Source organism: Streptomyces sp. NPDC057694, from assembly GCF_042799415.1.
Taxonomy (GTDB): Bacteria; Actinomycetota; Actinomycetes; order Streptomycetales; family Streptomycetaceae; genus Streptomyces.
The window spans coordinates 100,255-124,042 of sequence record NZ_JBHVIX010000003.1 but is presented as its reverse complement, the minus strand read 5'-3'; the positions used below and the strand labels follow the sequence as shown (position 1 = coordinate 124,042).

Annotated in this window: 22 protein-coding genes; 6 read left to right on the top strand and 16 right to left on the bottom strand. The window is 72.7% G+C overall.

Features of this window, described 5'->3' with window-relative positions; all coding sequences use genetic code 11:
* Positions 1 to 68: 68 nt before the first annotated feature.
* The 6 genes from ACFVDP_RS10325 to ACFVDP_RS10300 all read right to left on the bottom strand — a co-directional run bounded on the left by ACFVDP_RS10325 (position 69) and on the right by ACFVDP_RS10300 (position 6,651).
* Positions 69 to 758, bottom strand: coding sequence for a demethylmenaquinone methyltransferase (locus ACFVDP_RS10325; RefSeq protein WP_383486387.1), 690 nt, complete (start codon positions 756 to 758; stop codon positions 69 to 71).
* A 618-nt stretch (positions 759 to 1,376) separates the two neighbouring features.
* Complete coding sequence (locus ACFVDP_RS10320) at positions 1,377 to 1,967, bottom strand: hypothetical protein (protein WP_383486385.1); 591 nt, start codon at positions 1,965 to 1,967, stop codon at positions 1,377 to 1,379.
* Between the two features lie 7 nt (positions 1,968 to 1,974).
* Complete coding sequence (gene mqnC, locus ACFVDP_RS10315; RefSeq protein WP_383486383.1) at positions 1,975 to 3,174, bottom strand: cyclic dehypoxanthinyl futalosine synthase; 1,200 nt, start codon at positions 3,172 to 3,174, stop codon at positions 1,975 to 1,977.
* 46 nt (positions 3,175 to 3,220) lie between these two features.
* Positions 3,221 to 3,898 carry a prepilin peptidase gene (locus tag ACFVDP_RS10310; protein ID WP_383486381.1) on the bottom strand — a complete coding sequence of 226 codons (678 nt, stop codon included), beginning with the start codon at positions 3,896 to 3,898 and terminating at the stop codon, positions 3,221 to 3,223.
* Positions 3,895 to 5,598: a protein kinase gene (locus tag ACFVDP_RS10305; protein WP_383486379.1), complete on the bottom strand. Its 1,704-nt coding sequence runs from the start codon at positions 5,596 to 5,598 to the stop codon at positions 3,895 to 3,897. Before ACFVDP_RS10305 ends, ACFVDP_RS10310 begins: the two co-directional genes overlap by 4 nt.
* A 180-nt stretch (positions 5,599 to 5,778) precedes the next feature.
* A complete protein-coding gene (locus ACFVDP_RS10300; protein ID WP_383486377.1) occupies positions 5,779 to 6,651 on the bottom strand; it encodes a menaquinone biosynthetic enzyme MqnA/MqnD family protein in 873 nt (290 codons plus the stop codon).
* Positions 6,652 to 6,942: 291 nt separating this feature from the next.
* On the opposite strand from ACFVDP_RS10300, the gene ACFVDP_RS10295 reads away from it, so the two are divergent.
* Positions 6,943 to 7,146 (top strand): cold-shock protein, encoded by a 204-nt coding sequence (locus ACFVDP_RS10295; RefSeq protein ID WP_006138897.1) that lies wholly within the window; start codon positions 6,943 to 6,945, stop codon positions 7,144 to 7,146.
* Between the two features lie 151 nt (positions 7,147 to 7,297).
* Here the strand turns inward: ACFVDP_RS10295 and ACFVDP_RS10290 are convergent, their stop codons facing one another.
* From ACFVDP_RS10290 to ACFVDP_RS10265, 6 genes are read right to left on the bottom strand one after another with little or no spacing between them, the layout of a single operon-like run.
* The gene (locus tag ACFVDP_RS10290; protein WP_383486374.1) at positions 7,298 to 8,113 is read right to left on the bottom strand and encodes an ABC transporter ATP-binding protein; all 816 of its coding nucleotides are present in this window, start codon (positions 8,111 to 8,113) and stop codon (positions 7,298 to 7,300) included.
* A complete protein-coding gene (locus ACFVDP_RS10285) occupies positions 8,110 to 9,111 on the bottom strand; it encodes an ABC transporter ATP-binding protein (protein WP_383486371.1) in 1,002 nt (333 codons plus the stop codon). The genes ACFVDP_RS10290 and ACFVDP_RS10285 overlap by 4 nt, the downstream gene beginning before the upstream one ends.
* Before the next feature lie 2 nt (positions 9,112 to 9,113).
* Positions 9,114 to 9,959, bottom strand: a complete 846-nt coding sequence (locus ACFVDP_RS10280) for an ABC transporter permease (protein WP_383486368.1) — start codon at positions 9,957 to 9,959, stop codon at positions 9,114 to 9,116.
* On the bottom strand, positions 9,956 to 10,909 hold the full coding sequence (locus ACFVDP_RS10275) for an ABC transporter permease (protein WP_383486366.1): 954 nt from the start codon (positions 10,907 to 10,909) through the stop codon (positions 9,956 to 9,958). Before ACFVDP_RS10275 ends, ACFVDP_RS10280 begins: the two co-directional genes overlap by 4 nt.
* Positions 10,906 to 12,576, bottom strand: coding sequence for an ABC transporter substrate-binding protein (locus ACFVDP_RS10270; protein WP_383486364.1), 1,671 nt, complete (start codon positions 12,574 to 12,576; stop codon positions 10,906 to 10,908). Before ACFVDP_RS10270 ends, ACFVDP_RS10275 begins: the two co-directional genes overlap by 4 nt.
* Positions 12,573 to 13,778 (bottom strand): C45 family autoproteolytic acyltransferase/hydolase, encoded by a 1,206-nt coding sequence (locus ACFVDP_RS10265; protein ID WP_383486361.1) that lies wholly within the window; start codon positions 13,776 to 13,778, stop codon positions 12,573 to 12,575. Before ACFVDP_RS10265 ends, ACFVDP_RS10270 begins: the two co-directional genes overlap by 4 nt.
* Positions 13,779 to 13,911: 133 nt before the next feature.
* Here ACFVDP_RS10265 and ACFVDP_RS10260 point away from each other — a divergent pair, with 133 nt between their 5' ends.
* Positions 13,912 to 14,790 carry a MurR/RpiR family transcriptional regulator gene (locus ACFVDP_RS10260; protein ID WP_383486358.1) on the top strand — a complete coding sequence of 293 codons (879 nt, stop codon included), beginning with the start codon at positions 13,912 to 13,914 and terminating at the stop codon, positions 14,788 to 14,790.
* Between the two features lie 181 nt (positions 14,791 to 14,971).
* On the opposite strand, the gene ACFVDP_RS10255 is transcribed toward ACFVDP_RS10260, so the two are convergent.
* Positions 14,972 to 15,418, bottom strand: a complete 447-nt coding sequence (locus tag ACFVDP_RS10255; protein ID WP_383486355.1) for a DUF2000 family protein — start codon at positions 15,416 to 15,418, stop codon at positions 14,972 to 14,974.
* A gap of 49 nt (positions 15,419 to 15,467) precedes the next feature.
* Between ACFVDP_RS10255 and ACFVDP_RS10250 the strand changes: the two genes are divergently transcribed.
* Positions 15,468 to 16,292 carry a helix-turn-helix domain-containing protein gene (locus ACFVDP_RS10250; protein ID WP_383486352.1) on the top strand — a complete coding sequence of 275 codons (825 nt, stop codon included), beginning with the start codon at positions 15,468 to 15,470 and terminating at the stop codon, positions 16,290 to 16,292.
* Between the two features lie 372 nt (positions 16,293 to 16,664).
* Here ACFVDP_RS10250 and ACFVDP_RS10245 read toward each other — a convergent pair whose 3' ends face one another.
* Entirely contained in the window at positions 16,665 to 18,077 is a 1,413-nt protein-coding gene (locus ACFVDP_RS10245) for an MFS transporter (RefSeq protein ID WP_383486349.1), read from the bottom strand.
* Positions 18,078 to 18,343: 266 nt separating this feature from the next.
* On the opposite strand from ACFVDP_RS10245, the gene ACFVDP_RS10240 reads away from it, so the two are divergent.
* On the top strand, positions 18,344 to 19,192 hold the full coding sequence (locus tag ACFVDP_RS10240; protein ID WP_383486346.1) for a helix-turn-helix domain-containing protein: 849 nt from the start codon (positions 18,344 to 18,346) through the stop codon (positions 19,190 to 19,192).
* 12 nt (positions 19,193 to 19,204) lie between these two features.
* Here ACFVDP_RS10240 and ACFVDP_RS10235 read toward each other — a convergent pair whose 3' ends face one another.
* Positions 19,205 to 20,536: an acetyl-CoA C-acetyltransferase gene (locus ACFVDP_RS10235; protein WP_383486344.1), complete on the bottom strand. Its 1,332-nt coding sequence runs from the start codon at positions 20,534 to 20,536 to the stop codon at positions 19,205 to 19,207.
* Positions 20,537 to 20,605: 69 nt separating this feature from the next.
* Between ACFVDP_RS10235 and ACFVDP_RS10230 the strand changes: the two genes are divergently transcribed.
* Positions 20,606 to 21,922: a 3-oxoacyl-ACP reductase gene (locus tag ACFVDP_RS10230; protein ID WP_383486341.1), complete on the top strand. Its 1,317-nt coding sequence runs from the start codon at positions 20,606 to 20,608 to the stop codon at positions 21,920 to 21,922.
* A gap of 291 nt (positions 21,923 to 22,213) precedes the next feature.
* On the top strand, positions 22,214 to 23,074 hold the full coding sequence (locus ACFVDP_RS10225) for a MaoC family dehydratase (RefSeq protein WP_383486339.1): 861 nt from the start codon (positions 22,214 to 22,216) through the stop codon (positions 23,072 to 23,074).
* Here the strand turns inward: ACFVDP_RS10225 and ACFVDP_RS10220 are convergent.
* A complete protein-coding gene (locus tag ACFVDP_RS10220) occupies positions 23,063 to 23,650 on the bottom strand; it encodes a TetR/AcrR family transcriptional regulator (RefSeq protein WP_383487301.1) in 588 nt (195 codons plus the stop codon). The two genes, ACFVDP_RS10225 and ACFVDP_RS10220, sit on opposite strands and share 12 nt — an antisense overlap.
* Positions 23,651 to 23,788 lie beyond the last annotated feature (138 nt).

The following is a 23,788-nucleotide window of genomic DNA, read 5'->3' as shown; positions in this document are numbered from 1 at the left end:
CGGTTCCCTTCAACGCCCTGCGAAATCAGTGAAGTTGAACCGTTACACAGGGCTCGGGCCCATTCCTGCTATTTGGTGCCGCGGTGCAGGGCGACGATGCCGCCCGTGAGGTCGCGCCAGGCGACCTTGCCCCAGCCCGCTTCCTGCAGCAGGGCGGCCAGTTCCGGCTGGGTCGGCCAGGCGCGGATGGACTCGGCCAGGTACACGTACGCGTCCGGGTTCGAGGAGACGGCGCGCGCGACCGGCGGCAGGGCGCGCATCAGGTACTCGGTGTACACGGTGCGGAACGGGGCGAGGGTGGGGTGGCTGAACTCGCAGATGACGACGCGGCCGCCGGGCTTCGTGACCCGGTACAGCTCGCGCAGTGCCTGGCCGGTGTCCTGGATGTTGCGCAGGCCGAAGGAGATCGTCACGGCGTCGAACGTGTCGTCCTTGAACGGCAGCTTCGTGCCGTCGCCGGCCGTGAACGGCATCCAGGGGTGGCGCTGCTTGCCGACGCGCAGCATGCCGAGGGAGAAGTCGCAGGGGACCACGTAGGCGCCGGCCTGTACGAACGGCTGCGAGGACGTGGCCGTGCCCGCGGCGAGGTCGAGGACCTTCTGTGCCGGGCGGGCGTCTACGGCCTTGGCGACCTCCTTCCGCCACAGGCGTGCCTGTCCCAGGGACAGCACGTCGTTCGTGAGGTCGTACTTCTCCGCCACGGCGTCGAACATCGAGGCGACTTCGCGGGGCTGCTTGTCCAGGGATGCACGGGTCACTCCGCCATTGTGGCAGGACACCGCCCCGCCCCGGTCGGCGCCTCGACCGCCGGACCACTGTCACGTCGCCGTAGCTGATCGCGGCCCCTGAAAGACCCGCGTCTGCCCCACGAGCTCCCCTGGCGACCTGCGGCCCGGTGACCGCTTCCCGCGCAGTTCCCCGCGCCCCTGGAGCGTGCGCTTCGCGCTGCTCATCCCGTCTTCGTCCGCGGCCCGGTGGCCTCTTCTCGCGCAGTTCCCCGCGCCCCTGAGGCAGGCGCTTCGCGCCGCCTCCCCTTGAGGCTGCGCTTCGCGCGCCTCCACCCGAGGCAGGGGGGCGCGCCCCTCCTGAAGGCCGGGGCGCATCTGACCAGGGGCGGGTGGCGCGCCTCTCCCGAAGGTCGGGGGCGTGCTTCTGGCTGAGGGGCGGGGCCCGTCTCTGGCTGAGAGGCGGGGCGCGTCTCTCGCTGTGGGGCGGGTGGCGCGCCTCTCTGATGAGATGGCGCACGCAGTGCGCATCTCAGGGGCGCGGGGAACTGCGCGGGAAGCGGCCACCGGGCCGCACACGGCCGACAACCCAGGGGCGCGGGGAACTGCGCGGCCGGCCCCCGCCCACCCGCAGGCGAGCGACAACCGAAATCAGCGGGAGCGGAAGACCAGGCGGCCGTCGATCACCGTGGCCGCGCACGTGGAGGCGCCCTGGGCGACCAGCGCCGCGCGGTCGGGGACGTCGAAGACGGCGAACCTCGCGGGGCCGCCCACCACCAGCGCGGGCAGCAGCACCAGCGGCCTCGGGGACAGGGACACCGGTCCCGGCAGGGCCTTCGGACGGGCTCCGAAGACGAGCCCCGAGCGCTGCGCCACCTCGAGCACCGGCTTGGCCCGCAACTCCCCGGCGACAGCCACCGTGCCGTGCGCGAAAAGTCGTTGCACACCGCGCCGGGCACTGGGCCCGAGCAGCGAAGGATCAGCGCGGAAGATCTCCCGCGCCCGCGCCCCACCGATCGGCACCGTCCCGTACGTGTCGGCCTCGCGCGGATCGGGGTGGTACGTGTGCTCCAGGATCTCCGGCCCGTACGGATTGAGCAGCCCGGGAGTGAGGATCCCGGACCACCGCCGCACCCGGACCTCCGGATGCGCGGCGGCCAGTTCCTCGTACGGTCCGAGCGCCTCGACGCGCCCGCCCTCGACGAGGACCGAGCCGTCGTCGGTGGCGTGAAGTGTGCGCACGTGAGCCCTAGTTGGTGGAGACGAGCTTGAGCTCGGGGTGCGCCGTGCCGCCCTCGATCGCGACGGACGAGATGTGCGAGGAGACGCGGTCGTCGACGGGGTCGTTCGCCGGGTCGTCGTGCACGACGAGGTGCTCGTACGTGGTGGCGCGCTGCGCGGGGACCCGGCCCGCCTTGCGGATCAGCTCGATGATCTCCATGCGGTTCGAGCGGTGCTTGGCACCGGCCGACGAGACGACGTTCTCCTCCAGCATGATCGAGCCGAGGTCGTCGGCGCCGTAGTGCAGGGAGAGCTGGCCGACCTCCTTGCCGGTGGTGAGCCACGAGCCCTGGATGTGCTGGACGTTGTCCAGGAAGATCCGGGCGATGGCGATCATCCGCAGGTACTCGAAGAGCGTGGCCTGCGTGCGGCCCTTGAGGTGGTTGTTCTCCGGCTGGTACGTGTACGGGATGAAGGCCCGGAAGCCGCCCGTCCGGTCCTGTACGTCGCGGATCATGCGCAGGTGCTCGATGCGCTCGGCGTTCGTCTCGCCGGTACCCATCAGCATGGTGGAGGTCGACTCGACGCCCAGGTTGTGGGCGGCCTCCATGATCTCCAGCCAGCGCTCGCCGGACTCCTTGAGGGGCGCGATGGCCTTGCGCGGCCGCGCGGGCAGCAGCTCGGCGCCGGCCCCGGCGAAGGAGTCGAGCCCGGCGGTGTGGATCCGCTGGATCGCCTCCTCGACGCTCACCTTGGAGATGCGGGCCATGTGCTCGACCTCGCTCGCCCCCAGGCTGTGGATGACGAGCTGCGGGTACGCCTTCTTGATCGCGGAGAAGTGCTCCTCGTAGTACTCCACCCCGAAGTCCGGGTGGTGCCCGCCCTGGAACATGATCTGGGTGCCGCCCAGCTCGATCGTCTCCGCGCAGCGGCGCAGGATGTCGTCGAGGTCGCGGGTCCAGCCCTTCTTGGTGTCCTTCGGGGCCGCGTAGAAGGCGCAGAACTTGCACGCCGTGACGCACACGTTCGTGTAGTTGATGTTCCGCTCGATGATGTACGTGGCGATGTGCTCGATGCCCGCGTACTTGCGGCGGCGGATCGCGTCGGCGGCGGCGCCCAGCGCGTGCAGCGGCGCGTCCCGGTACAGGTCGACGGCCTCTTCCGGGGTGATGCGCCCACCGGCGGCGGCACGGTCGAGGACGGACTGCAGTGCGGCCTTCTCGGTCACCGTGCGGGCCCCTTTCAGAGGAGTAGAGCTGAATTCTCAGCGTACGTCAGGCCGCCAGGGCGCCCAGCAGAACCCCCGCGAACGCCCCGAGGAGCATGAACGGCCCGAACGGGATCAGGGTCTTGCGTGTCGCGCGCCGGGTGACGACGAGGACCAGCGCGTACAGGCCGTTGAGCAGCACACCGGCGAACGCCCCGATGAACACCACCCCGAGCCCGTACCAGCCCAGCGCCGCCCCGAGCCCCAGGGCCAGCTTCACATCGCCGAAGCCCATGCCCCGCGAGTTGATCAGGTGCAGCACCAGATACCCGGCGCCCGTGCCGAGCGCCCCCAGCACCGCCCCGCGCCACGACCCGCCGGGCTCCGGCAGCAGCGCGGCGGCGCCGAGCGCGAGCAGGGCGGCGCCCGCGAACGGCAGGGTCAGCACGTCGGGCAGCCGGTGCACGGCGAGGTCGACGGTGGCGAGGAGCACTCCGGGCGGCGCGAGCAGCAGCCACGCGGCCAGTTCGGGGCGGGTGTCGGTGGCGGCGGCGAGCAGGGCGCAGACGGCGGCGGTGACGGCCGCGAGGAGCGGCGCGGCGGGTCCGGGCCGGGCGCCGAGCCAGCCGCGGGCCGGGCGCCAGGGTTCGTCCGGCTCGACGGAGAGGCGGTAGGCGGCGCGCGGCAGCAGCAGGCCGGTGCCGGCGCCCCACAGGGCCGCGAGGGCGACCAGCGGGCCGGTCACTCCTCCACTCTCTTCAGGTCCGCCGTCGGGTTGCCCGCTTCCGGGTACTCGGACGTGTAGCGCAGGCCCGTGCCGTCGCGGGTGAGGTGCACGGTGCTGGCGCCCGAGGCGCACTTGAAGCCGTCGCCCGAGATCTTCTTGCCGGTGGCCACCACTTCCTTCGCGGTGGCCGACGTCAGGGTCAGTTCGTCGACGCAGCGGTTGCCCGTCAGGTCCGTCGAGGTGACCGTGCCGAGCCGCTTCCCGACGGCCGTCTGCTTCAGCTCGACGCGGTAGGTGTCGGCCTGGACGCCCAGCACGGTGGCTTTCCCCTCCCACGTGCCGAGATACGACGCGGGGACGGCGCCGGACGGCTGCGCGGACCCGGAGGCGGACCCGGACGCGGACGCGGACGCGGTCGGCTCCGCGGCCGACGGCCCGGCGGAGTGCGAGGACATCGGGGGCCGCGCCCCGTCCGCCGTGCCGCCCGACTGCTGGTCCCCGGAGTCCGGCAGCATGTTCAGGACGAGGACCCCGCCCACCGTGACCGCGGCCAGCGCCCCCGCCACGGCCAGCGCGACGGAGCAACTCACCCTGCGGCCCCGCCCGTTCTCGGTCGCCGGGGTCGAGGTCGCCGACACCGACATCGACAGCCGCCCCGGCTTGGCGTCCGCCACCGGGGCCTCGGCGCGCGGCGCCGGTACGGCCGAGTACGACGGGTCGGGCGGCCCGAAGACGCCCGCCGCGCCGCCCGTGACGGCCGGGCTGCTGAAGCCGACGGGCCCCGTGGCCGGGTCGGCGCCCTCCGTGCCCGCCGTGCCCGCCGTGCCCTCCATGTCGAGGAGTCGCGCCGCCCCGCGCATCACCTGCTCGACCAGGGCGCCCGGCAGCCAGCCCGCCGCGACCAGGGCCGCCGCCCCCTCGGGGGCCAGGCGGCGCGCCACCTCCTCGGGGGCGGGCCGGTCGGCGGCCGACTTCGCCAGGCAGGCGGCGACGACGTCCCGCAAGTCGCCGGTCAGGGAGCCCAGTTCGGGCTCCTCGTGGACGACCTTGTAGAGCAGCGCGGCCGACGAGTCGCCGGGGAAGGGCGACTCCCCCGTCGCCGCGTACGCGAGCACCGCGCCCAGCGAGAAGACGTCGGAGGCGCCGGTGACGCCCTTGCCGAGGATCTGCTCGGGCGCCATGTAGCCGGGTGATCCGATGGAGACGCCGGTGGAGGTGAGGGACGCGGTGCCGTCGGTGGCGCGCGCGATGCCGAAGTCGATGAGGCGGGGGCCGTCGACGGTCAGCAGGACGTTGCCCGGCTTCACGTCGCGGTGGACGAGGCCCAGACCGTGCACCGCGGCCAGCGCCTCGGCGAGCCCGGCGCCCAGGACCCGTACGGAGTGTGCGGGCAGTGCCCGGCCGGGACCGGCCGCCTGGGCGAGGGCGGGCCCGGCGACGTAACCGGTGGCCACCCAGGGCACCGGCGCCTCGGGGTCCGCGTCGAGCACCGCCGCGGTCCAGGCCCCGCCGACCCGCCGGGCCGCGGCCACCTCACGCCGGAAACGCGCCCGGAACTCGTCGTCGAGCGCGAAGTGCGGATGGACGATCTTCACGGCGACGGTCCGGCCGCCCACGCTGCGGCCCAGGTACACCCGGCCCATCCCGCCGGCCCCGAGCCGGCCGAGGATGCGGTAGGGACCGACCGTCGTCGGCTCGTCGGCCTGAAGAGGCTGCATCCGAAGAACCTCCCCCGGGTCCTGAGACGGCACGCACCCCAGCAGAGTAGGCCCTGTGCCGCACGCCTCATACGGCGTTCGGCCTACCCCGATTTCATATCGGACCCAAAGAAATAGGGACGGTGTTCACCGGAATTCCATGTACGGCACACCGTGGAATTCCGGCGGATCCCCACAACCTCACCGTCCGAGCAGTTCGACCTTCACATCGGCGGGAAATCCGGTGGTGTCCCCGACCCGTCGCGCGAACTCCGTGACGCCTTCCAGCTGCGGCGGCCCGAAGCGGAAGTCGAGCGTCGTGAAGTACTCCTCCAGGACCTCCTCGTCGAAGGCCTCCCAGCGGGCCGCCTGCTCGGCGACCTTGGTGACCTCGTCGAGGGAGAGGTCCCGCGACGACAGGAACGCCTCGTGCACCTGCCGGGTGATCGCCGGCTCCCGCTCCACGTACTCGCGGCGCGCGGCCCACACGGCGAAGACGAACGGCAGTCCCGTCCACTCCTTCCACATGGCGCCCAGGTCGTGGACCTGGAGTCCGAGCCGCGGCGCGTCGTGCAGATTGGCGCGCAGCGCGGCGTCGCCGATGAGGACGGCGGCGTCCGCGTCCTGCATCATCAGGCCGAGGTCCGGCGGGCACGTGTAGTAGTCGGGCGACACACCGATGCGCTCGGCGAGCAGCAGCTGCGCGAGCCTGACCGACGTACGGGACGTCGAGCCGAGGGCGACCCGCCGCCCGTCCAGCTGGTCGAGGGGCACCTGCGACACGATCACGCAGGACATGACGGGGCCGTCGCAGCCGACGGCCAGATCGGGGAAGGCCACCAGGTCGTCGGCGGCCTTGAGGAATTCGACGAGGGTGATCGGACCGATGTCCAGATCGCCCCGCACGAGCCGCTCGCTGAGCTTCTCAGGGGTGTCCTTCGTGAGCTCGAAGTCGAGGAGCGAACCGGTCCTGGCCAGGCCCCAGTAGAGGGGCATGCAGTTCAGGAACTGGATGTGGCCCACGCGCGGACGGGTGCGCCGCGCGGCCTGGGGAGTCTCGGGAGAATTGTCCACAACGCGAGGCTAGACCCCATGAGATACGGTGCATGCTCTGGGCCCGGGGGCCGGTTCCGTCAACCCAAAACAGGCCTTCGTCAAACCTGCGGGTGACGTGATCTTGCCCTCTATTGCGTTCGGCTGCCTGCGTGCTAGGCTCGCCGCAAGTTGCAGTTTGGTTTCCCTTGCAGTACAGAGCCTGCGGAGCATGTGACCGCGGGCTCTCGTCGTTTTCAGACTTTTGCAGTTGTTCGCAAGCGCATTTGCAGGTTCTGGAGCAGGGCGACCCTTTGGCCCATAGGAGGGCTTATGGCTACCGGAACCGTGAAGTGGTTCAACGCTGAAAAGGGCTTCGGCTTCATCGCCCAGGAGGGCGGCGGCCCGGACGTCTTCGTCCACTACTCGGCGATCAACGCGAACGGCTTCCGCTCCCTCGAGGAGAACCAGGCCGTCAGCTTCGACGTCACGCAGGGTCCGAAGGGCCCGCAGGCGGAGAACGTCACCCCCATGTGACCTTCCGATCGTTGAGATCACCTGGCCGGTGCCTGTCGTGATCTGATCCGGAACCTAGAGCAGTACCCAAGGAGCCCCGCGCCTCACGGCAGCGGGGCTCCTGCCTTTTCGTATACGGGCCGTTCTGTGTACGGGCCTTTCTGTGTACGGGCTACGTGAGTGCGGCGCGGGCGGTCACCGCGTCGGCCGGGTCCCAGCCCTCGCCCGGCACCGACGCGAGCAGCAGCCGGGTGTACGGGTCCGTGGGCGCGGTCAGCACGCGCCGGGTCGGCCCCTGTTCGACGGCCCGGCCCTGCCGCATCACCAGCACCTCGTCGGTGACGTGCTGGACGACGGCCAGGTCGTGGCTGACGAAGACCAGGGCCACGCCCGTGTCGCGGCGGATCTCGTCGAGCAGGCCGAGGATCTGCGCCTGGATCGACACGTCGAGCGCGGCGACCGCCTCGTCCAGGACCAGGATGCGCGGGTCCACGGCGAGGGCCCGCGCGATGGCCAGGCGCTGGCGCTGGCCGCCGGAGAGCCGCCGGGGCAGCGCGGTCGCCTCCCGAGCGCCGAGGCCCACCCGGTCGAGCAGTTCCGTGGCCAGGGACGCGTCGCGGCCGTGCAGGCGCAGGGCCGAGCGCAGGCACTGCTCGGCGGTCAGCCTCGGGTCCAGGGAGACGTACGGGTCCTGGAAGACCATCTGGATCTGGCGGGCGCGGGCCAGTCGGGCCGTGCGGCCGCGCGGGGGTTTCGGCGGGCGTACGGTGCCGTCGACCTTGATCGTGCCGTGGTCCGGGCGGACCAGGCCCACCAGCATGCGGGCCACCGTCGTCTTGCCGGAGCCGGATTCGCCGACGATACCGAGGGCTCCACCGGGGTTCAGGGTGAAGGTGATGGCCTGCGCCGCGGTGTGGCTGCCGCCGGCCGGGAGGGGGTAGGTCTTGCCGAGGTTTTCGACTTCCAGGAGCTTTGCTTTAGCGGTCACTTGGGGCTTGTCCCCTCTTTCAAGGTGCTCTGGGCCGGGGGCTGTGCCCACCCGTTCCGCCGGGCGGAACGCCTGCCCACAGCGGTGCGACAGGTGACTTCTCCGTCGTCCTCCAGCGCGTACGCCTCCGGGCTCCACGTGCCGCACTCGTCCTCCGCCTCCGGGCATCGGGTCACGAACGGGCAGCCGTCGAAGGACTCCGACAGGGACGGGGGTTTGCCGGGGATGGGGTGGAGGGGGCGGGTGTCGCCCAGGGTCGGGGAGCAGGCCAGGAGGCCGCGGGTGTAGGGGTGGGCCGGGGTGGTGAACAGGGCCTTCGCCGTGCGGTGTTCGGCGATCCGGCCCGCGTACATGACGTAGACCCGGTCGCAGTAGGCCGCCGCGAGGTGCAGGTCGTGGGTGATGAAGAGCAGGCCCGCGCCCTGGGCCCGGCGGACCTCGCGGAGCTGGGTGAGGATCTCCGCCTGGGTCGTCACGTCGAGGGCGCTGGTCGCCTCGTCGGCGAGGAGGAGGCGGGGGCGGGCCGCGAGCGCGCCCGCGATGACGACGCGCTGGAGCATGCCGCCGGAGAGTTCGTGCGGGCGCTGGCGCAGGCGGCGGGCCGGTTCGGACAGGCCCACGGCCGCCAGGAGTTCGGCCGCGCCCTCCTTCGTGGCGCCGCGTTCGGTGAGGAAGTCGCCGATGCGGCGGACCGGGTTGAGGGCGGCGCGCGGGTCCTGGTGGATCATCGCGACGGTGTCCGACCTGTGCGTGCGCAACTCCTCGCCGCGCAGGGCCAGTACGTCCCGGCCGGCCACCTCGACCGTGCCGGTGGTGGTGGCGTCGGGCGGGAGCAGGCCGAGGGCGGCCTTCGCCGTGGTCGACTTGCCGGAGCCCGACTCCCCCACCAGGCCGACGACCTCGCCCTCGGCGACGGTCAGGCTGACGGAGTCGAGGAGCGGGCGGGCCGTGCCGGGGACGGCGACGGTGAGGTCCTTCAGGGACAGCAGATGCGTCATCGTCAGTCCTGCTTTCCGAGGCGGTCGGCGGCCCAGACCCCGACGACGTTGAAGGAGACGACGACCAGGGCGATGGCCGTGCCGGGGACGAGGGCGGGCAGCAGCGCGCCCTGGACCACGGCCGCCTGGCCCTCCTGGACCATCAGGCCCCAGTCGGAGGACGGCGGCTGGGCGCCGAAGCCCAGGTAGGAGAGGGTCGCCAGCGACATCAGGGCCTCGCCGAAGAGGACGACGAGGTAGCCGAGGATGGAGCGGCCCAGGTTCGGGACGAGGTGCAGGACGCAGACGCGCGCGCCGCCCATGCCCTGGACGCGGTAGGCGTCGACGTACGGCTTGCGGGCCTCCGCCATCGCCAGGGAGCGGGTGTACTTGGCGATCGTCGGGGTGAAGGCGAGGCCCAGGGCGAGCACCGATGTGGTCATGCCCGCGCCGAAGACGGCGATGATCAGGACGGTGAACAGCAGGCCGGGGAACGCGTACATGACGTCGGTCAGGCGCGATACGAGCGTGTCGACCCAGCCGCCGCGCCAGGCGGCGAGCACCCCGAGCGTGACGCCGAGGACCGCGGCGACCGCGAGCAGGGCGACCGGTGCGACGAGGCTGCTGCGGGCGCCGTAGAGCGCGCGCGACAGCAGGTCCTGGCCGGAGGAGTCGGTGCCCAGGAGGTGTTCGCCGCCGGTGCCGACGAGGGACGCGGACAGGTCGATGGTGTCGGGCGCGTACGGCGCGAGGAGCGGGGCGCAGAGTGCGGCGAGCACCACGAGGGCGAGGATCGCGCCGGCCAGGGTGACGCTCAGCGGGCGGCGGGCGCGGAGCCCGGTCGGGGTGGTGAGGGTGAGCGTGGTCATGCCGTACGTACCTCCTTCACGCGCGGGTCGAGCAGCGGGTGCGCCAGGTCGACCAGGGTGGTGACGACCACGTATCCGGTGACCATCAGGAGCAGGACCGCCTGGGCGACCGGGAAGTCGTGGGTGTTGATCGCGTTGACGAGCAGCGAGCCGATGCCGCTGATGCCGAACGCCGTCTCGACGACGACGGTGCCGGCGAGCATGCCCGCCATGACCAGGCCGCACATGGTGACGATGGGGCCGAGCGCGTTGCGCAGCACGTGGCGGCGGACGATGTCGCGTTCGGGGACGCCGGAGGCGCGGGCCGCTTCGACGTGGTCGGAGGCGGCGGCGTCGGCCATCGCCTGGCGGGTGACACGGCTGATGATGGCGAGAGCCCCGAGGGCGAGGGAGAGGGCGGGCAGGGTGAGGTGGTGGAGGGTGCCGCCGAGGCCCTCGCCCGAGCCGGTCACCGGGAACCAGCCGAGCTTGACGCCGAAGAACGAGACGAGCGCGATGGCGGCGACGAAGGACGGCACGGACGCGAACAGGGTGGTGCCGCCGACGACGGCCGAGTCGACCCACGTGGAGCGCTTCACGGCCGCCAGGATTCCGGCGCCGACGCCGAGGACCACGTACAACACCGTGGCGTACGCGACGAGTTCGAGGGTGGTGGCCAGGCGGGAGGCGATCAGGTCGGCGACCTGGTCGCTGTACTTGAAGGAGCGGCCGAGGTCGAGGTGGACGGTGTCCCACAGCCAGCGGCCGTACTGCTCGATCAGCGGTTCGTCGAGGTGGTACTGGGCGCGGACCTCGGCGAGCCGTTCGGGGGTGAGCTTGTCGCGGCCTCCGGCGAGGAAGACCGCGGGGTCGCCGGGGGCCGCGTAGACGGCGGCGAAGATGACGAAGGAGGCGGCGAAGAGGGTCGCCACGAGGCCGGTGACGCGGCGGAGCAGGGCTGCTGGGTTCATGACGGGTCCTTCTTCGCACCGAGTCCGGCCGCCCACGGGTAGTACAGGTAGGCCTGGGACGCGGTGGGCCCGGTGAGTTTGTCGTCCAGGACGAGGATCGTGGGGACCTGGGCGAGCCCGATCCAGACGGCCGACTTCACGAACTCGCGCTGCACGTCGACGGCGAGTGCGGACCGTTCGGTGTCGTCGAGGGTGCCGAGCGCCTCGGTGACCTTGCGGTCGTAGGCGGCGTCCTTGAAGCCCGCCCAGTTGTTGGGCGAGTCGGACTTGCCGTTCTTGTAGAAGCCCATGGGGTCGGCCTTGGAGATGTACCAGTCGCCCACGAGCACGTCGATGTCGGAGCGGGCGGCGGGGTCGCTGTAGAACTCCTCGAACTGGGAGCTGGGGACCGTCTTGATCTCGGCGCGCACGCCGATGCTCTGGAGGGCGGCGCGGGTGGCGTTGGCGATGACGGCGGGGCCCTGGGTGGCGTCGGTGCCGATGACGACGGGGTCGGTGCCCGGGTCTGCGGCCTTCACGAGCTTCTTCGCCCGCTCGATGTCGGCGTCGGTGGGCGAGGTGGGCGCGTAGGCGGCCAGCTCCTTCTGGGCGGCGGAGAACGTGTCCTTCTCGTAGCCCCAGGCGCCCGCGCCGACGGGGGTGGCCCACGGCTGGACGAGGCCGCCGAAGCCGGATTCGGCGATGCCCTTGCGGTCGATGGCGAGGGAGAGTGCGCGGCGGATCCGCGGGTCGGCGAGGCCGCCGCGGTCGGTGGGGATGAGGACGAGGGAGGCGGTGGAGGGGCCGTAGTACTGCTTGAGGTCCTTGTCGGAGAGGAGCGCCGCGGCCGTGTTCGGCGACTCGGCGTAGGCGCCGTCGGCGGCGCCGGTCCTGAGCGCGTTGACGAAGGCGCTGTCGGCGGCCCAGCGGAAGACGACCTCGCGGGTCAGCGGCTTCCTGCCCCAATAGCCGTCGTAGGCGCGGATGGTGAGGGAGTCGCCGGACTTCCAGGAGCCGAGTTCGTACGGTCCCGAGCAGGCGTCGGGCTGGCCGGGGGTGCCGTACTCCTTGCCGGACTTCTCTATCTGGCGCCGGTTCCAGACGATGCCGGCGTCTCCGGCGAGGGCCTTGGCGAAGACGGCGTCGGGGCGGGTGAAGCGGACGGTGACCTCGTCGGGTCCTGTCTTCTTCATCGAGGCGACGTTGCCGAACTCGTCGGACTGCTCCATGCCGTCGGCGGCGTGCCGCTTCAGCGACCACAGGACGTCGTCGGCGGTCAGCTCGGTGCCGTCGTGGAAGGTGACGCCGTCGCGGATCGTGAGGGTGAGCTTCTTGCCGTCGGCGGACGTCGTGGCCTTCCGGGCGAGGAACGGCTTCGTCGTCATGTCGGGCTGGAGCTGGTAGAGCCGCTCGCAGACGTTGGTGAGGACGACGCGGCCCGCGCTGGATCCGCCGGTGTCGAGGTCGAGGGAGTCCGGCTCGTCCTCCAGGAGCCAGTTCGCCTTCTTCAGCGGCGCGGTGGCCGCCGGGGTGGTCGCGTCGAGCTTCAGCCGGGACGCGTCGAGCAGGGCGGCGCCCCCGGCGGGGCGGTCGGCGCCCGCGCAGCCGGTGGCGGCGAGCAGGGCGGTGGCGGTGAGCGCGGTGAGCGCCGCGCGGGCCGTCGCGTTCCCTCGTCGTGCCGTCGTCATCTGGCGTCTCCGTACGGGCCGTCGTAGAGGTTCCAGGGCAGGTGCTGGTAGTCGCGGTCGCACGGGGTGCCGGCGGTGACGTGGTAGTCGCCGCTGGTCAGGTCCACGCAGGAGGAGACCAGGGTCATCCAGTGCTTGATCTCGGGCGCGCGGACGTCGGGGTGCGTGCACAGGGACTCGGGCAGGCCGAGGTGGTCGGACATGGCCTGCTTGACGATCTTGCGGGACTCGTCGGGGCCGGTGGAGGCGCGCAGGGCGGCGAGGCCTTGTTCGGCGCGGGGGACGCGGACGAGGGAGTCGGAGGACACGGGCCGGTAGTCGGCGGCGAGGGCGGCCGGGACCCCGGCCTGGTAGTGGTTGCCGTGCACGAGGAGGCCGTCGGTCGGGTACATCCAGCCGATGCCGGCCGGGGTCGTCTCCAGGTCGACGGCGAAACCCTCGCGGCACGTGAGCAGGGCGTTGCTGGCGATGTGGGCGCGGGTGCGGCACAGCACGTCGAGGGCGTCGGTGACGGTGTGGGTGTCGAGGACGCTGCGGCGTACGACGGTCTGCGGCAGACCGATCGCGTCGCTGAAGCGGCCGCCGAGGCCGTTGGCGTTGAGGGCGATGCCCGCGGAGTTGGCGCCCTGGCGGCCGACCTGGCCCGCCTCCACCTGCATGATCACGGTGGGCTTGGGCGGCTGGACGATCCGGATCATGACGACGGTGTCGGCGACGCCCGCCCGCCAGTCCCAGTTCTGGCCCGCCCAGACGTGGCCGTCGCCGCTGGCCGCGCCGAACGCGGCGAAGGAGGTGCAGCCCTCGGCGGGCTCCTCGACCGGTTCCTCGGCCAGGTCTTCGGATGGTCCTTCGGCCGGCTCTTCGGTCGGCTTTTCGGCGGTCGCCATCGACTTGAACGAGCGGTCGTAGATGACCTCGCCGCGGGCGTTCAGCGCGAGGACGTCGAGGAGGCCGACGCCCGCGCCGTCGGCGATGCCCCGCATCTCGTCGACGAGTTCGGGGGCGTAGTCGCGCACCGGCTCCAGCCAGCGGGCGGCGCGGGCGGTGACCTGGTCCCAGGTGAGACCGGCGGACTGGCCGAACGCCTCCTCGTAGTAGGCGAGCGCGGCGTGCAGCTGAGGGCGTACCGCCTCGCCGTACTGACGGCCGCGGTCGAGGGGAGCGCCGCTGATGTCGATGACCGGAAGGATCCGGGATGCCATGGTTCTCCTTGCCACGGAGAGCTCGTCCAGCGCTGCCTGCACAGCTGTCTGTAATGTTGATTACGAAGCGCTCTCCACTTGGAATGCTTTGACCAGGAGAGTAACGGCCATCACACGAGAGTCAATACCTGTAATGGAAATTACCGAGGGGGTCGCGCGGCTGCGGGCGGTCGTGCGCGAGCGCTGGGACGGGCTGTCCACGTCCGAGCGGGCGGTGGCGCAGTACCTGGTCAGCGCGCCCGCCGAGTCGCTGCTGTTCGCGTCGGCGCAGGAACTGGGCACGGCGAGCGGCACGAGCAACGCGAGCGTGGTGCGCACCCTGCAACGGCTCGGGTATGCCGGACTGCCCGCCCTGAAGCGGGAGTTGGCGAACGACTTCACGTCCGCGGTGGCGCCCGAGGAGCGCCTCAAGCGGCGGATCGCCCACGTCGGGCAGGACCTGGACGGGATCTGGGGCGAGGTGTTCGACGAGGCGGCCGAGCGGATCGATCACGCGCGGCGGCTGACTCCGGGGGACGCGCTGCGGGAGGCCGTGGGGATCCTGGCGCAGGCCGGCGAGATCCACTGCTTCGGGGTCGCGGCGTCCGAGCTGGCCGCGCGGCATCTGGCGCTGGCGCTCGGCCGGGTCGGGCGGCGGGCGCGGTTCCTGGGCGCCACCGGGTTCGCCCTGGCGGATCTGCTGCTCGGGGTGCGGCAGGGGGACGCCGTGGTGATCTTCCAGCCCGGGCGCGATCTGCCCGAACTCGGCGTGGTCGTGGACCGGGCGCGGGCGGTCGGGGCGCGCGTGGTGCTCGTCACGGACGAGCTGGCCGAGGCGTACGGCTCACGGGTCGACGCGGTCCTCACGGCTCCGCACACGCCGACGGGGATCACGGCGGAGGCGCTGACCGCGCTGGTGGTGGCCGATGCGTTGCTGTTGGCGATGACGACGCTGGACGAGGGGCGCGCTGTGGAGACGTCGCATCAACTCACGTTCTTGCGGGAGCAGTTGTTGCGGCCTAAGAAGCGGTGAGCGGGGGCCCGGGGGGCGTGGTCGGGTGCGGCTTTCGTCGTGGCTGGTCGCGCAGTTCCCCGCGCCCCTGAGATGCGCACTTCGTGCGGCATCTCATAGGGGAGGCTGCGCGTCAGCGCATGCCTCAGGGGCGCGGGGAACTGCGCGGGAAGCGGTCACCGGGCCGCGGGCGAAGGACGGCTCACGGGTGCATGTGGGCGCCCTTCAGGATTTTGTCGACCGCGTTCTTCGGGCCGTACACGGCGATGCCGACCAGGTCGAGGTCCCCGGTGCCCACGGCGCGTACGGCGGCCCGGTTGTCACGGTCGTTGCCGGTCGAGAACAGGTCCGACGTGAACACGGCCCGCGGCAGCCCCCGCTGCAACGCCTTGGCGTGCGCCGCCGTCAGCGTCTCCTTGCCGCCCTCGAAGACCAGCACCGGCTGGCGCAGCATCGGCAGGTACGGGGTGGCGTCGGCGTCCTCGTACGGCTCCCCGATCACCTCGGGGTGCTGGGTGCCGAGGCCGCTCACGAGGAACGCGGTCACGTTCAGCCGCTGCCAGGTCTCCAGGTCGTCCCGGAGCAGCACGGCGATCTTGGTGTCGAAGCGGACGGGGGCGGGGGCGGCGGTGACGTGGTCGGTGCTCATGCCGTGAGACTCCCGCGCGCGGGGCGGCCCCGTCTTGTACGTTTTTTGCATGGCGGAGCGTGGCACGGATCCGGACCGGATCACCGCGTGGCGCCCCGAGGTCAAGGGCGTCACGGAGGTCTTCCACGCCCACTTCACGCACCACGCCTATCCGATGCACGTCCACGACACCTGGACCCTGCTGATCGTCGACGAGGGCGCGGTCCGCTACGACCTGGAGCGGCACGAGCACGGCACGCCGCTCGGCACCGTCTCGCTGCTGCCGCCAGGCGTCCCGCACAACGGGTCGGCCGCGACGCCGGAGGGTTTCCGCAAGCGGGTGCTGTATCTGGAGGCGTCGGACGACGGCCCCCTCGCCCCGTCGCTGATCGGGGCCGCCGCCGACTCGCCCGACCTGGTCGATCCGTTGCTGCGGCGCCGGATCGGGCAGTTGCACACCGCGCTGGGGCGGCCCGGGGACGAGTTGGAGGCGGCGGCGCGGCTGGCGCTCGTCGGGGAGCGGCTCCGGGAGCGGCTGCGGCCGGCTCTCGGTGACGTGCTCCGGCCCGCGCCGGACGGGCGGGTCGCCGATTCTCTGCGGCAGTTGCTCGACGCGCGGGTGGTCGACGGGGTCGGGCTGGAGGAGGCGGCGGGGGTGCTGGGGGTGCATCCGGCTCATCTGGTGCGGTCGTTCAGTGCCGCGTACGGGATTGCTCCGCATCAGTACTTGATGGCTCGGCGGGTTGATCGGGCCCGGCGCCTGCTCCTCGCCGGGCGGCCCGCCGGGGAAGTCGCGGCCGATGTCGGCTTCTACGACCAGTCGCATCTGACCCGCCACTTCAAACGAGTAGTGGGCGTCCCCCCGGGCCGCTACGCCCGCGCCCCACGCCCCTGAACTGTCGGTCACCTGCGGCCCGGTGGGGGCTGGTCGCGCAGTTCCCCGCGCCCCTGGGTAGTCCGCCAGCCAACGGCCGGTGGCCGCTTCTCGCGCAGTTCCCCGCGCCCCTGAGGCAGGCGCTTCGCGCCGCCTCCCCTTGAGGCTGCGCTCCGCGCGCCTCCACACGGTGCAGGGGGGCGCTCCTCCACCCGAGGCAGGGGCCGCGCCTCCGCCTTGCGCAGGTGGCGCGCCTCCCCGATGGAGGTCGCGCACGAAGTGCGCATCTCCAGGGGCGCGGGGAACTGCGCGAGAAGCGGCCACCGGCCCGCACACGACCGACAACCCCCAGGGCGCAGCCCACCCGCACCCCCCATCCCGGCGCCAACACCGTCACTCCCCCTTGCCGGGAAGGCACACGCGGGCCAGCACCGAAGTGGCCAGCAGCACGCACCCCGCGATGATCAAGCTGACCCGCATGCCCGGCAAAGAGAAGCCGTCGCCCGCCACGAGCGACCCGAACAGCGCCACGGCGAGCGCCCCACCGGTCTGCCGGAAAGCGTTCAGGAGCCCAGAGGCGATCCCGGCCCGAGGCCCCGGCACCGAGTCCATCAACAGTGCCGTCAGCGCGGGCACCGCAAAGGCTCCGCCCAGCCCGGTCGGCACCAGGAGCAGCACCACCAGCCACATCGGCGTACCGGCGTCGAGCGGCAGCAGCACGAACATGGCCAGGGCCAGGACGAGTTGGCCGATGACGATGACGGGGCGGCGTCCGATGCGCTCGGCGACGCGCGGGGAGACCAGGTTCGTGGACGTGATGATCACGGCGAGCGGCACGAAGACCAGCCCCGCCGAGAGCGCCGACATGCCCCGCGCCTGCTGGAGGTAGAGCCCGAGAAGGAAGACCAGGCCGTAGAAGGCGAGGTTCAGGGCGAAGCCGACGGCGAGCGAGACGGCGACAGTGCGGTCGCGCAGCATGGCCGGCGGCACCACGGGCGCCCGGTGCCGCCGCTCGACGGCCCGGAAGGCGACGGCGGCACCGACGGCGACCACGAGCGAGCCGAGCACCGGCACCGAGGTCCAGCCCGCGTGCCCGCCCTCGATCACGGCGAAGGTCAGCCCGGCGAGCGCGAGAACGGCCGTGACCTGGCCGGGAACGTCGATCGGAGCGGGCCGCCGCGGCGACGGCGCGACCTTGGCGAGCAGGGCCAGGATGGCCGCGCCGACGGGCAGGTTGAGGAAGAACACGGCCCGCCAGCCCACGGACTCGGTGAGCACACCGCCCAGCACGGGCCCGGCGGCCATGGCGACGGAACCGCCCACGGTCCACAGCGCGATGGCCCGCGCCCGGTGCCGCGCGTCGTCGTACGCCTGCCGGATCAGTGACAGCGAGGCCGGCATGACGACGGCCGCCGCCGCGCCCTGCACCACGCGGGCCGCGACGAGCGCCCCGATCCCGGGGGCGAGTCCGCAGGCCAGGGAGGCGAGGGTGAACAGGCCGACCCCGAACGCGTAGGCGCGGCGGGCCCCGGCCCGGTCGGCGAGCGCACCGGCCGACAGCATCAGCCCGGCGAAGAGCAGCGTGTACGCGTCGACGACCCATTGCAGGCCGGTCATGCCGCCGTGCAGCGAGGCCCCGACGGCGGGCAGTGCGATGTTCACGGCCGATACGTCGATGGTGATGACGGTGAAGCCGAGCAGCGCGGCGATCAGCGCGACGGCGGCGGGCGGCCTGCGGCCGGGTGCGGCCTCGGCGGCGGGCGCCACTCGGGCGGCGGGGACGGCAGGGGCGGTGGCGGTGGTCACGCGAGCCTCCAGGTCGGTCCGGACGATTCCGGGGTTCCGGTCGGTACCGGGGTTCCGGTCGGTTCCGGTACGGGCGAGTGGGCGGGGGCGCCGGGCCGCGGCCCTGTGACATGCACTCCCTGGGCCCGAAGCCCCCGGCCACTCGCTACGACCACCACTCTGGGCCCGGCGGCGCAAAGGTGGCAGGCCGCGCTTCACCGGGGCGCCGCGTTCCAGGCCCTGACACACCCCCGCACCGCGCGGGGCGGCCGTGGAGAATGGAACGTATGGCTGAAACCACGGAACTGGGCCGCTATCTGCGGGCCCGCAGGGCCCAGGTCACCCCCGCCGACGCCGGCCTGCCCGCGGGCACGGGACTGCGCCGCACCCCCGGCCTGCGCCGCGAGGAGTTGGCCACGCTCTCCGGGGTGAGCGTGGACTACTACACACGCCTGGAGCGGGGCCGCGAGACGAACCCGTCGACCTCCGTGATCGACGCCATCGGCCGCGCCCTGCGACTGCGCGGTGACGCCTACGAGCGGCTGCACGAGCTGGCCGAGCTGGCCTCCGGCCGGACGGCCGACTCTTCCGAGCCGCGCCCCACCGACGACGACACCGTGCGCCCGTCCGTGCTGAGCATGCTGGAGGCGCTGCGGCCGCTGCCCGCGTACGTCGTCAACCGCTACAACTTCATGCTCGCCGCGAACCCGGCGGGCCGCCGGCTGCTGCCGGGCCTGTGGGACTGGCCGGCCGAGCAGCGCAGCATCACCCGCTACCTCTTCCTGCACCCGGTCGGCCGTGAGCTGTACGTGCCGTGGGAGGAGACGGTGATCAAGTCGGTGGCGCATCTGCGGGCCATCGCGGGCGGCGACCCCGACGACCCGCGGCTGACCGCGCTGGTCGGTGAACTGCTCCTCAAGTCACCGGAGTTCACGCGCATCTGGGACCGCTACGACGTGGACGAGCGCAGCGGCGGCACCAAGACCTTCGCCCACCCGAAGGTGGGCGGGATGACCCTGACGTACGAGGTCATGCGGCTGGCCAGGACCGGCGGCCAGCGCCTGGTGGCGTACCAGGCGCCGGCCGGTTCCCCGGACGAGGAGGCCATGCTGAAGCTGGACCCCCAGTCCCCGTAACTCCTCTGCCGCTCAGGCGCGTTCGAGGATCGCGGTCACTCCCTGCCCGCCCGCGGCGCAGACGGAGATGAGGCCGCGGCCCGGACCGCCGCGCTCCGCGAGGAGCTTGGCGAGCGTGGCGACGATGCGGGCGCCGGTCGCGGCGAAGGGGTGGCCGGTGGCGAGGGAGGACCCGGCGACGTTGAGCCGGTCCCGGTCGACCGGCGCGAGCCCCCGCTTCTCCCAGGCCGCCAGGGTGGCGAGGACCTGCGAGGCGAACGCCTCGTGCACCTCGACCAGGTCGAAGTCCTCGATGCCGAGCCCGGCCCGCTCCAGCATCCGGGGCACGGCGTACGCGGGCGCCATGAGCAGTCCGTCGCCGCCTTCGCGCGTCACGTCCCCGCCGTTCCCGGCGAAGTCCACGGCAGCGGTCTCGTACGCGGTCAGGTACGCCAGCGGTTCGAGCCCGCGCGCCTCGGTCCACTCCTCGCTCGCCAGCAGTACGACGGCCGCGCCGTCGGTCAGCGGGGTGGAGTTGCCCGCCGTCATCGTCGCGCCGGGCTCCTTCGTGCCGAACACCGGCTTGAGCGTGGCGAGTTTCTCGACGGTCGAGCCGGGGCGGAGGTTCTGGTCCCGCTCAAGTCCCCGGTAAGGGATGACCAGTTCATCGAGGAACCCGCGGTCGTACGCGGCCGCGAGCCGCTGGTGGCTGGTGGCGGCCAGTTCGTCCTGCGCCTCGCGGGCGACGCCCCACGCGCGGGCGGTGACCGCGGCGTGCTCGCCCATCGACAGGCCGGTGCGCGGCTCGGCGTTGCGCGGGATGTCCGGGACGAGGTGGCCGGGCCTGATCCGGGCGAGGGCCTTGAGGCGGGCGCCCGCCGACTTCGCCCGGCGCGCCTCCAGCAGGATCTTGCGCAGCTCGTCGTTGACGCCGAGCGGGGCGTCGCTCGCCGTGTCCGAGCCGCCCGCGATCGCGCTCTCGGTCTGGCCGAGGGCGATCTTGTTGGCGGCGGCGATCACGGCTTGCAGTCCGGTGCCGCAGGCCTGCTGGATGTCGTACGCGGGGGTGCGCGGGTCCAGCTTCGAGCCGAGCACGGTCTCGCGCGCCAGGTTGAAGTCCCGGCTGTGCTTGAGGACCGCGCCGGCCACGAACTCGCCGACGGCGCCCGGCTCCTGGAGCTCGCAGCGGCTCACGAGACCGTCCAGCGCGGCGGTCAGCATGTCCTGGTTCGACGCGGTCGCGTACGGGCCGTCGGAGCGGGCGAAGGGGATACGGCTGCCGGCGACGACGGCGACGCGACGCGGCACCCCCGCCGCCGGGCTCGCCGGGGTTTTCGCGGAATTCGCGGATTTCGCTGGGGCCATCTCGACAACTCCTGACTACTGAGTAACCTTACTCCGAAGTAAATTTACGACTGCGCAGGGAGTTGGACAATGGCCGACCGCTATCTGAACTTCACCGGCACGGCCCCGGGCCGCTTCCTGACCAAACGTCTCGGGCTGCCGCAACCCGCTCCGCTGCGCCGCTTCAGCCCCGAACACCCCTCCCTCGACGGCCCGTTGCTGCATCTCACGGCGGGTTCATCCGCGTACGAGGACGAGCTGGCGGGGATCCTGGCCGGGACCGGGCTCGATGTCGTCGCCTCGGCGGAGCGCCCCGCCGCGGTCGTCGTGGACGCCACCGCCGTGGCCGACGTCGACGCGCTCGCCGGGGTGCACGCGGCCCTGCATCCCGTCGTACGGTCCGTCGCGCCCGGCGGCCGTGTCGTGGTGCTCGGCGCCCCGCCGTCGGGCGACGACCACCATCAGGCTGCCGTCCAGCAGGCCCTGGAGGGCTTCGTCCGCTCCCTCGGCAAGGAGATCGGGCGCGGCCGGACCGTGAACCTGGTGCGCGTCGCGGGTCCGGTGGCCGGAGCCGGGTCCACCCTGGACTTCCTGCTCTCGCCGAAGTCCGCGTACGTCAGCGGGCAGGTCGTCGAAGTGGGCGGCGAGGGAGTCGAGTTGCGCGTGCCCGAGGACCGGGCGCGGCCGCTCGCCGGGCGCACCGCGCTGATCACGGGCGCCGCGCGCGGGATCGGCGAGGCCGTCGCCGAGACGCTCGTCCGCGACGGCGCGCAGGTCGTGCTGCTCGACGTGCCGTCCGCCGAGGCCGACCTGACGAAGGTCGCCGAGCGGCTCGGCGGGCGGGCGCTGCCGCTCGGCATCACGGCCGATGACGCGGGTGAGCGCATCGCCGAGTTCGTCCCCGACGGTCTGGACGTGCTGGTCCACAACGCGGGGATCACCCGGGACCGGCGGCTCGCCAACATGCCTGCGGAGCGCTGGAGTTCGGTGCTCGACGTCAACCTCGCCAGCGTGCTGCGCACCACGGACGCGCTCCTCAAGGCGGGTACCGTCCGGCGCGGCGGGGCCATCGTGGCCACGGCCTCCATCGCGGGGATCGCGGGCAACGCCGGGCAGACCAACTACGCGGCGAGCAAGGCCGGCGTCGTCGGGCTCGTCCGCTCCCTGGCGCCGCGCGCGCTGGCCGAGCACGGGGTCACCGTGAACGCCGTGGCGCCCGGGTTCATCGAGACCAAGATGACGGCGGCCGTTCCCTTGTTCATCCGGGAGGCCGGGCGGCGCATGAACTCCCTCGGGCAGGGCGGGCTTCCGGTGGACGTCGCCGAGACCACTTCGTGGTTCGCCACGTCCGGTGCCGTCAACGGCCAGATCATCCGCGTCTGCGGCCAGAGCCTCCTCGGCGCCTGACGCGCCGGCGCCCCTGGGTTGTCGGTCGGGTGCGGCACTCGTCGTGGCTGGTCGCGCAGTTCCCCGCGCCCCTGGAGATGCGCACTGCGTGCGCGATCTCCATCAGGGGAGGCTGCGCGCAGCGCACGCCTCAGGGGCGCGGGGAACTGCGCGAGAAGCGGCCACCGGCCCGCAGACGAACGACAACCCGATAAGGGGCGCGGGGAACTGCGCGACCAGCCCCCACCGGACCGGCACCCGACCACGCGCACCCGCACCCCCACCCACCCGCCACCCCAAGGACCCGCCACCATGACGTCACCCCCGCCCCTGCTCCCCCTGATGCTGCGCGGCGCCGCATACTCCCCCTTCAAGCGGCCCCGCACCACCAACACCCCACCCCCGGCGGCAACTTCCCGGATCGACGGGCTACAGGTGCGCGCGGACCACCTCACCGCCTACGAGCGCGTCTGCGCCTACCCCACCGGCAGCCCCGAGCTCCCCGTCACCTACCCGCACATCCTGGGCTTCCCCCTGGCCATGCGGCTGATGTCGACGCGAACCTTCCCGCTGCCGCTGCTGGGCCTGGTGCACACCTCGATCGAGATCACCCAGCAGCAGGACGTGTCCCCCACCGGAACCTACGAACTGACCGTGGGCATCCCGGAGTTGCGCCCCCACCGCCGCGGCACGGAGGCGGTCGTCGTCACCGCCCTGCGCCCCACGGGCGACACCGCCGAGAAGCCCGTATGGGAGTCGACGAGCACCTACCTCGCCCGCCACAAGACGGACACCCGGGAACAGGACCAGCGGGAACAACAGGAGCAGCCCGCGACCCCGCTCCCCGAAATCGCCGAATGGCGCCTGTCAGGCGACCTCGGACGGCGCTACGGCGCGGCCTCCGGCGACCGCAACCCCATCCACCTGCACCCGCTCACGGCCCGCGCCTTCGGCTTTCCGCGCGCCATCGCGCACGGCATGTGGACGGTGGCCCGGTGCCTGGCGGAGTTCGGGGCGCGCGGACCGGTTCACGTACAGGCACGGTTCAGGGCGCCGGTGCTGCTGCCGGGCACGGTGACGTACGCGGCGCGGGGCCCGGCGTTCGAGCTGCGGTCGGCCAAGGACGGCGACCGGGTCCATCTGACCGGTGAGGTCACCGGACTACCGCGCTGACCAGCGCCGCCCGTCCATCAGATTGCCGAGCCCGGACCAGGCGAAGTTCATCAGGGTCGTCGCGGCCTCCCCGGCGGAGACGGACCGGTCGGCGTTGGCCCAGCCGGCCAGCGACTCGGCCGCGCCGACCAGCGCCTGGGCGAGCCCGGTGACCTCGCGCTCGGCGAGTTCGGGGTCGCCGTGCGCCTCCCGGGCCGCCGCGGCGATCAGCGCCGTCACGAAGGCGACGATCTCGTCCCGCATCACCCCGACCTCGGCCACGAACGGGTCCCCGCCCGACCGCGCCTGGCTGTGCAGCACCGCCCACCCGTCGGGATGCCCGGCGGTGTGCGCGAAGAAGGCGGTGAGCCCCTCCCACAGCTGCCGGTCGGCGGGGGCGTCGGTGCGCACCCCGGCCCGCACGGCGGCGACCAGCGCGGCCGACTCCCGCCGGATGCAGGCGGTGAACAGCTCTTCCTTCGAGTTCAGGTACAAGTAGACCAACGGCTTGGAGACCCCGGCCAGTTCGGCGATCTCGTCCATCGAGGCCGCCCGGTAGCCACGCTCACCGAACACCCGCACCGCGGCGTCCAGCATCTGCCGCTCCCGCTCGGCCCGCGGCAGCCGCTTCTGCCGCGCCACCTCGGTCCTGCTGTCGCCGCCCACCCCAGCCGCCTTTCCCGTGCTCCGTACCCGCTCAGCCTACGTCCGCGTACGACCGTGCCCCGCCCCCGG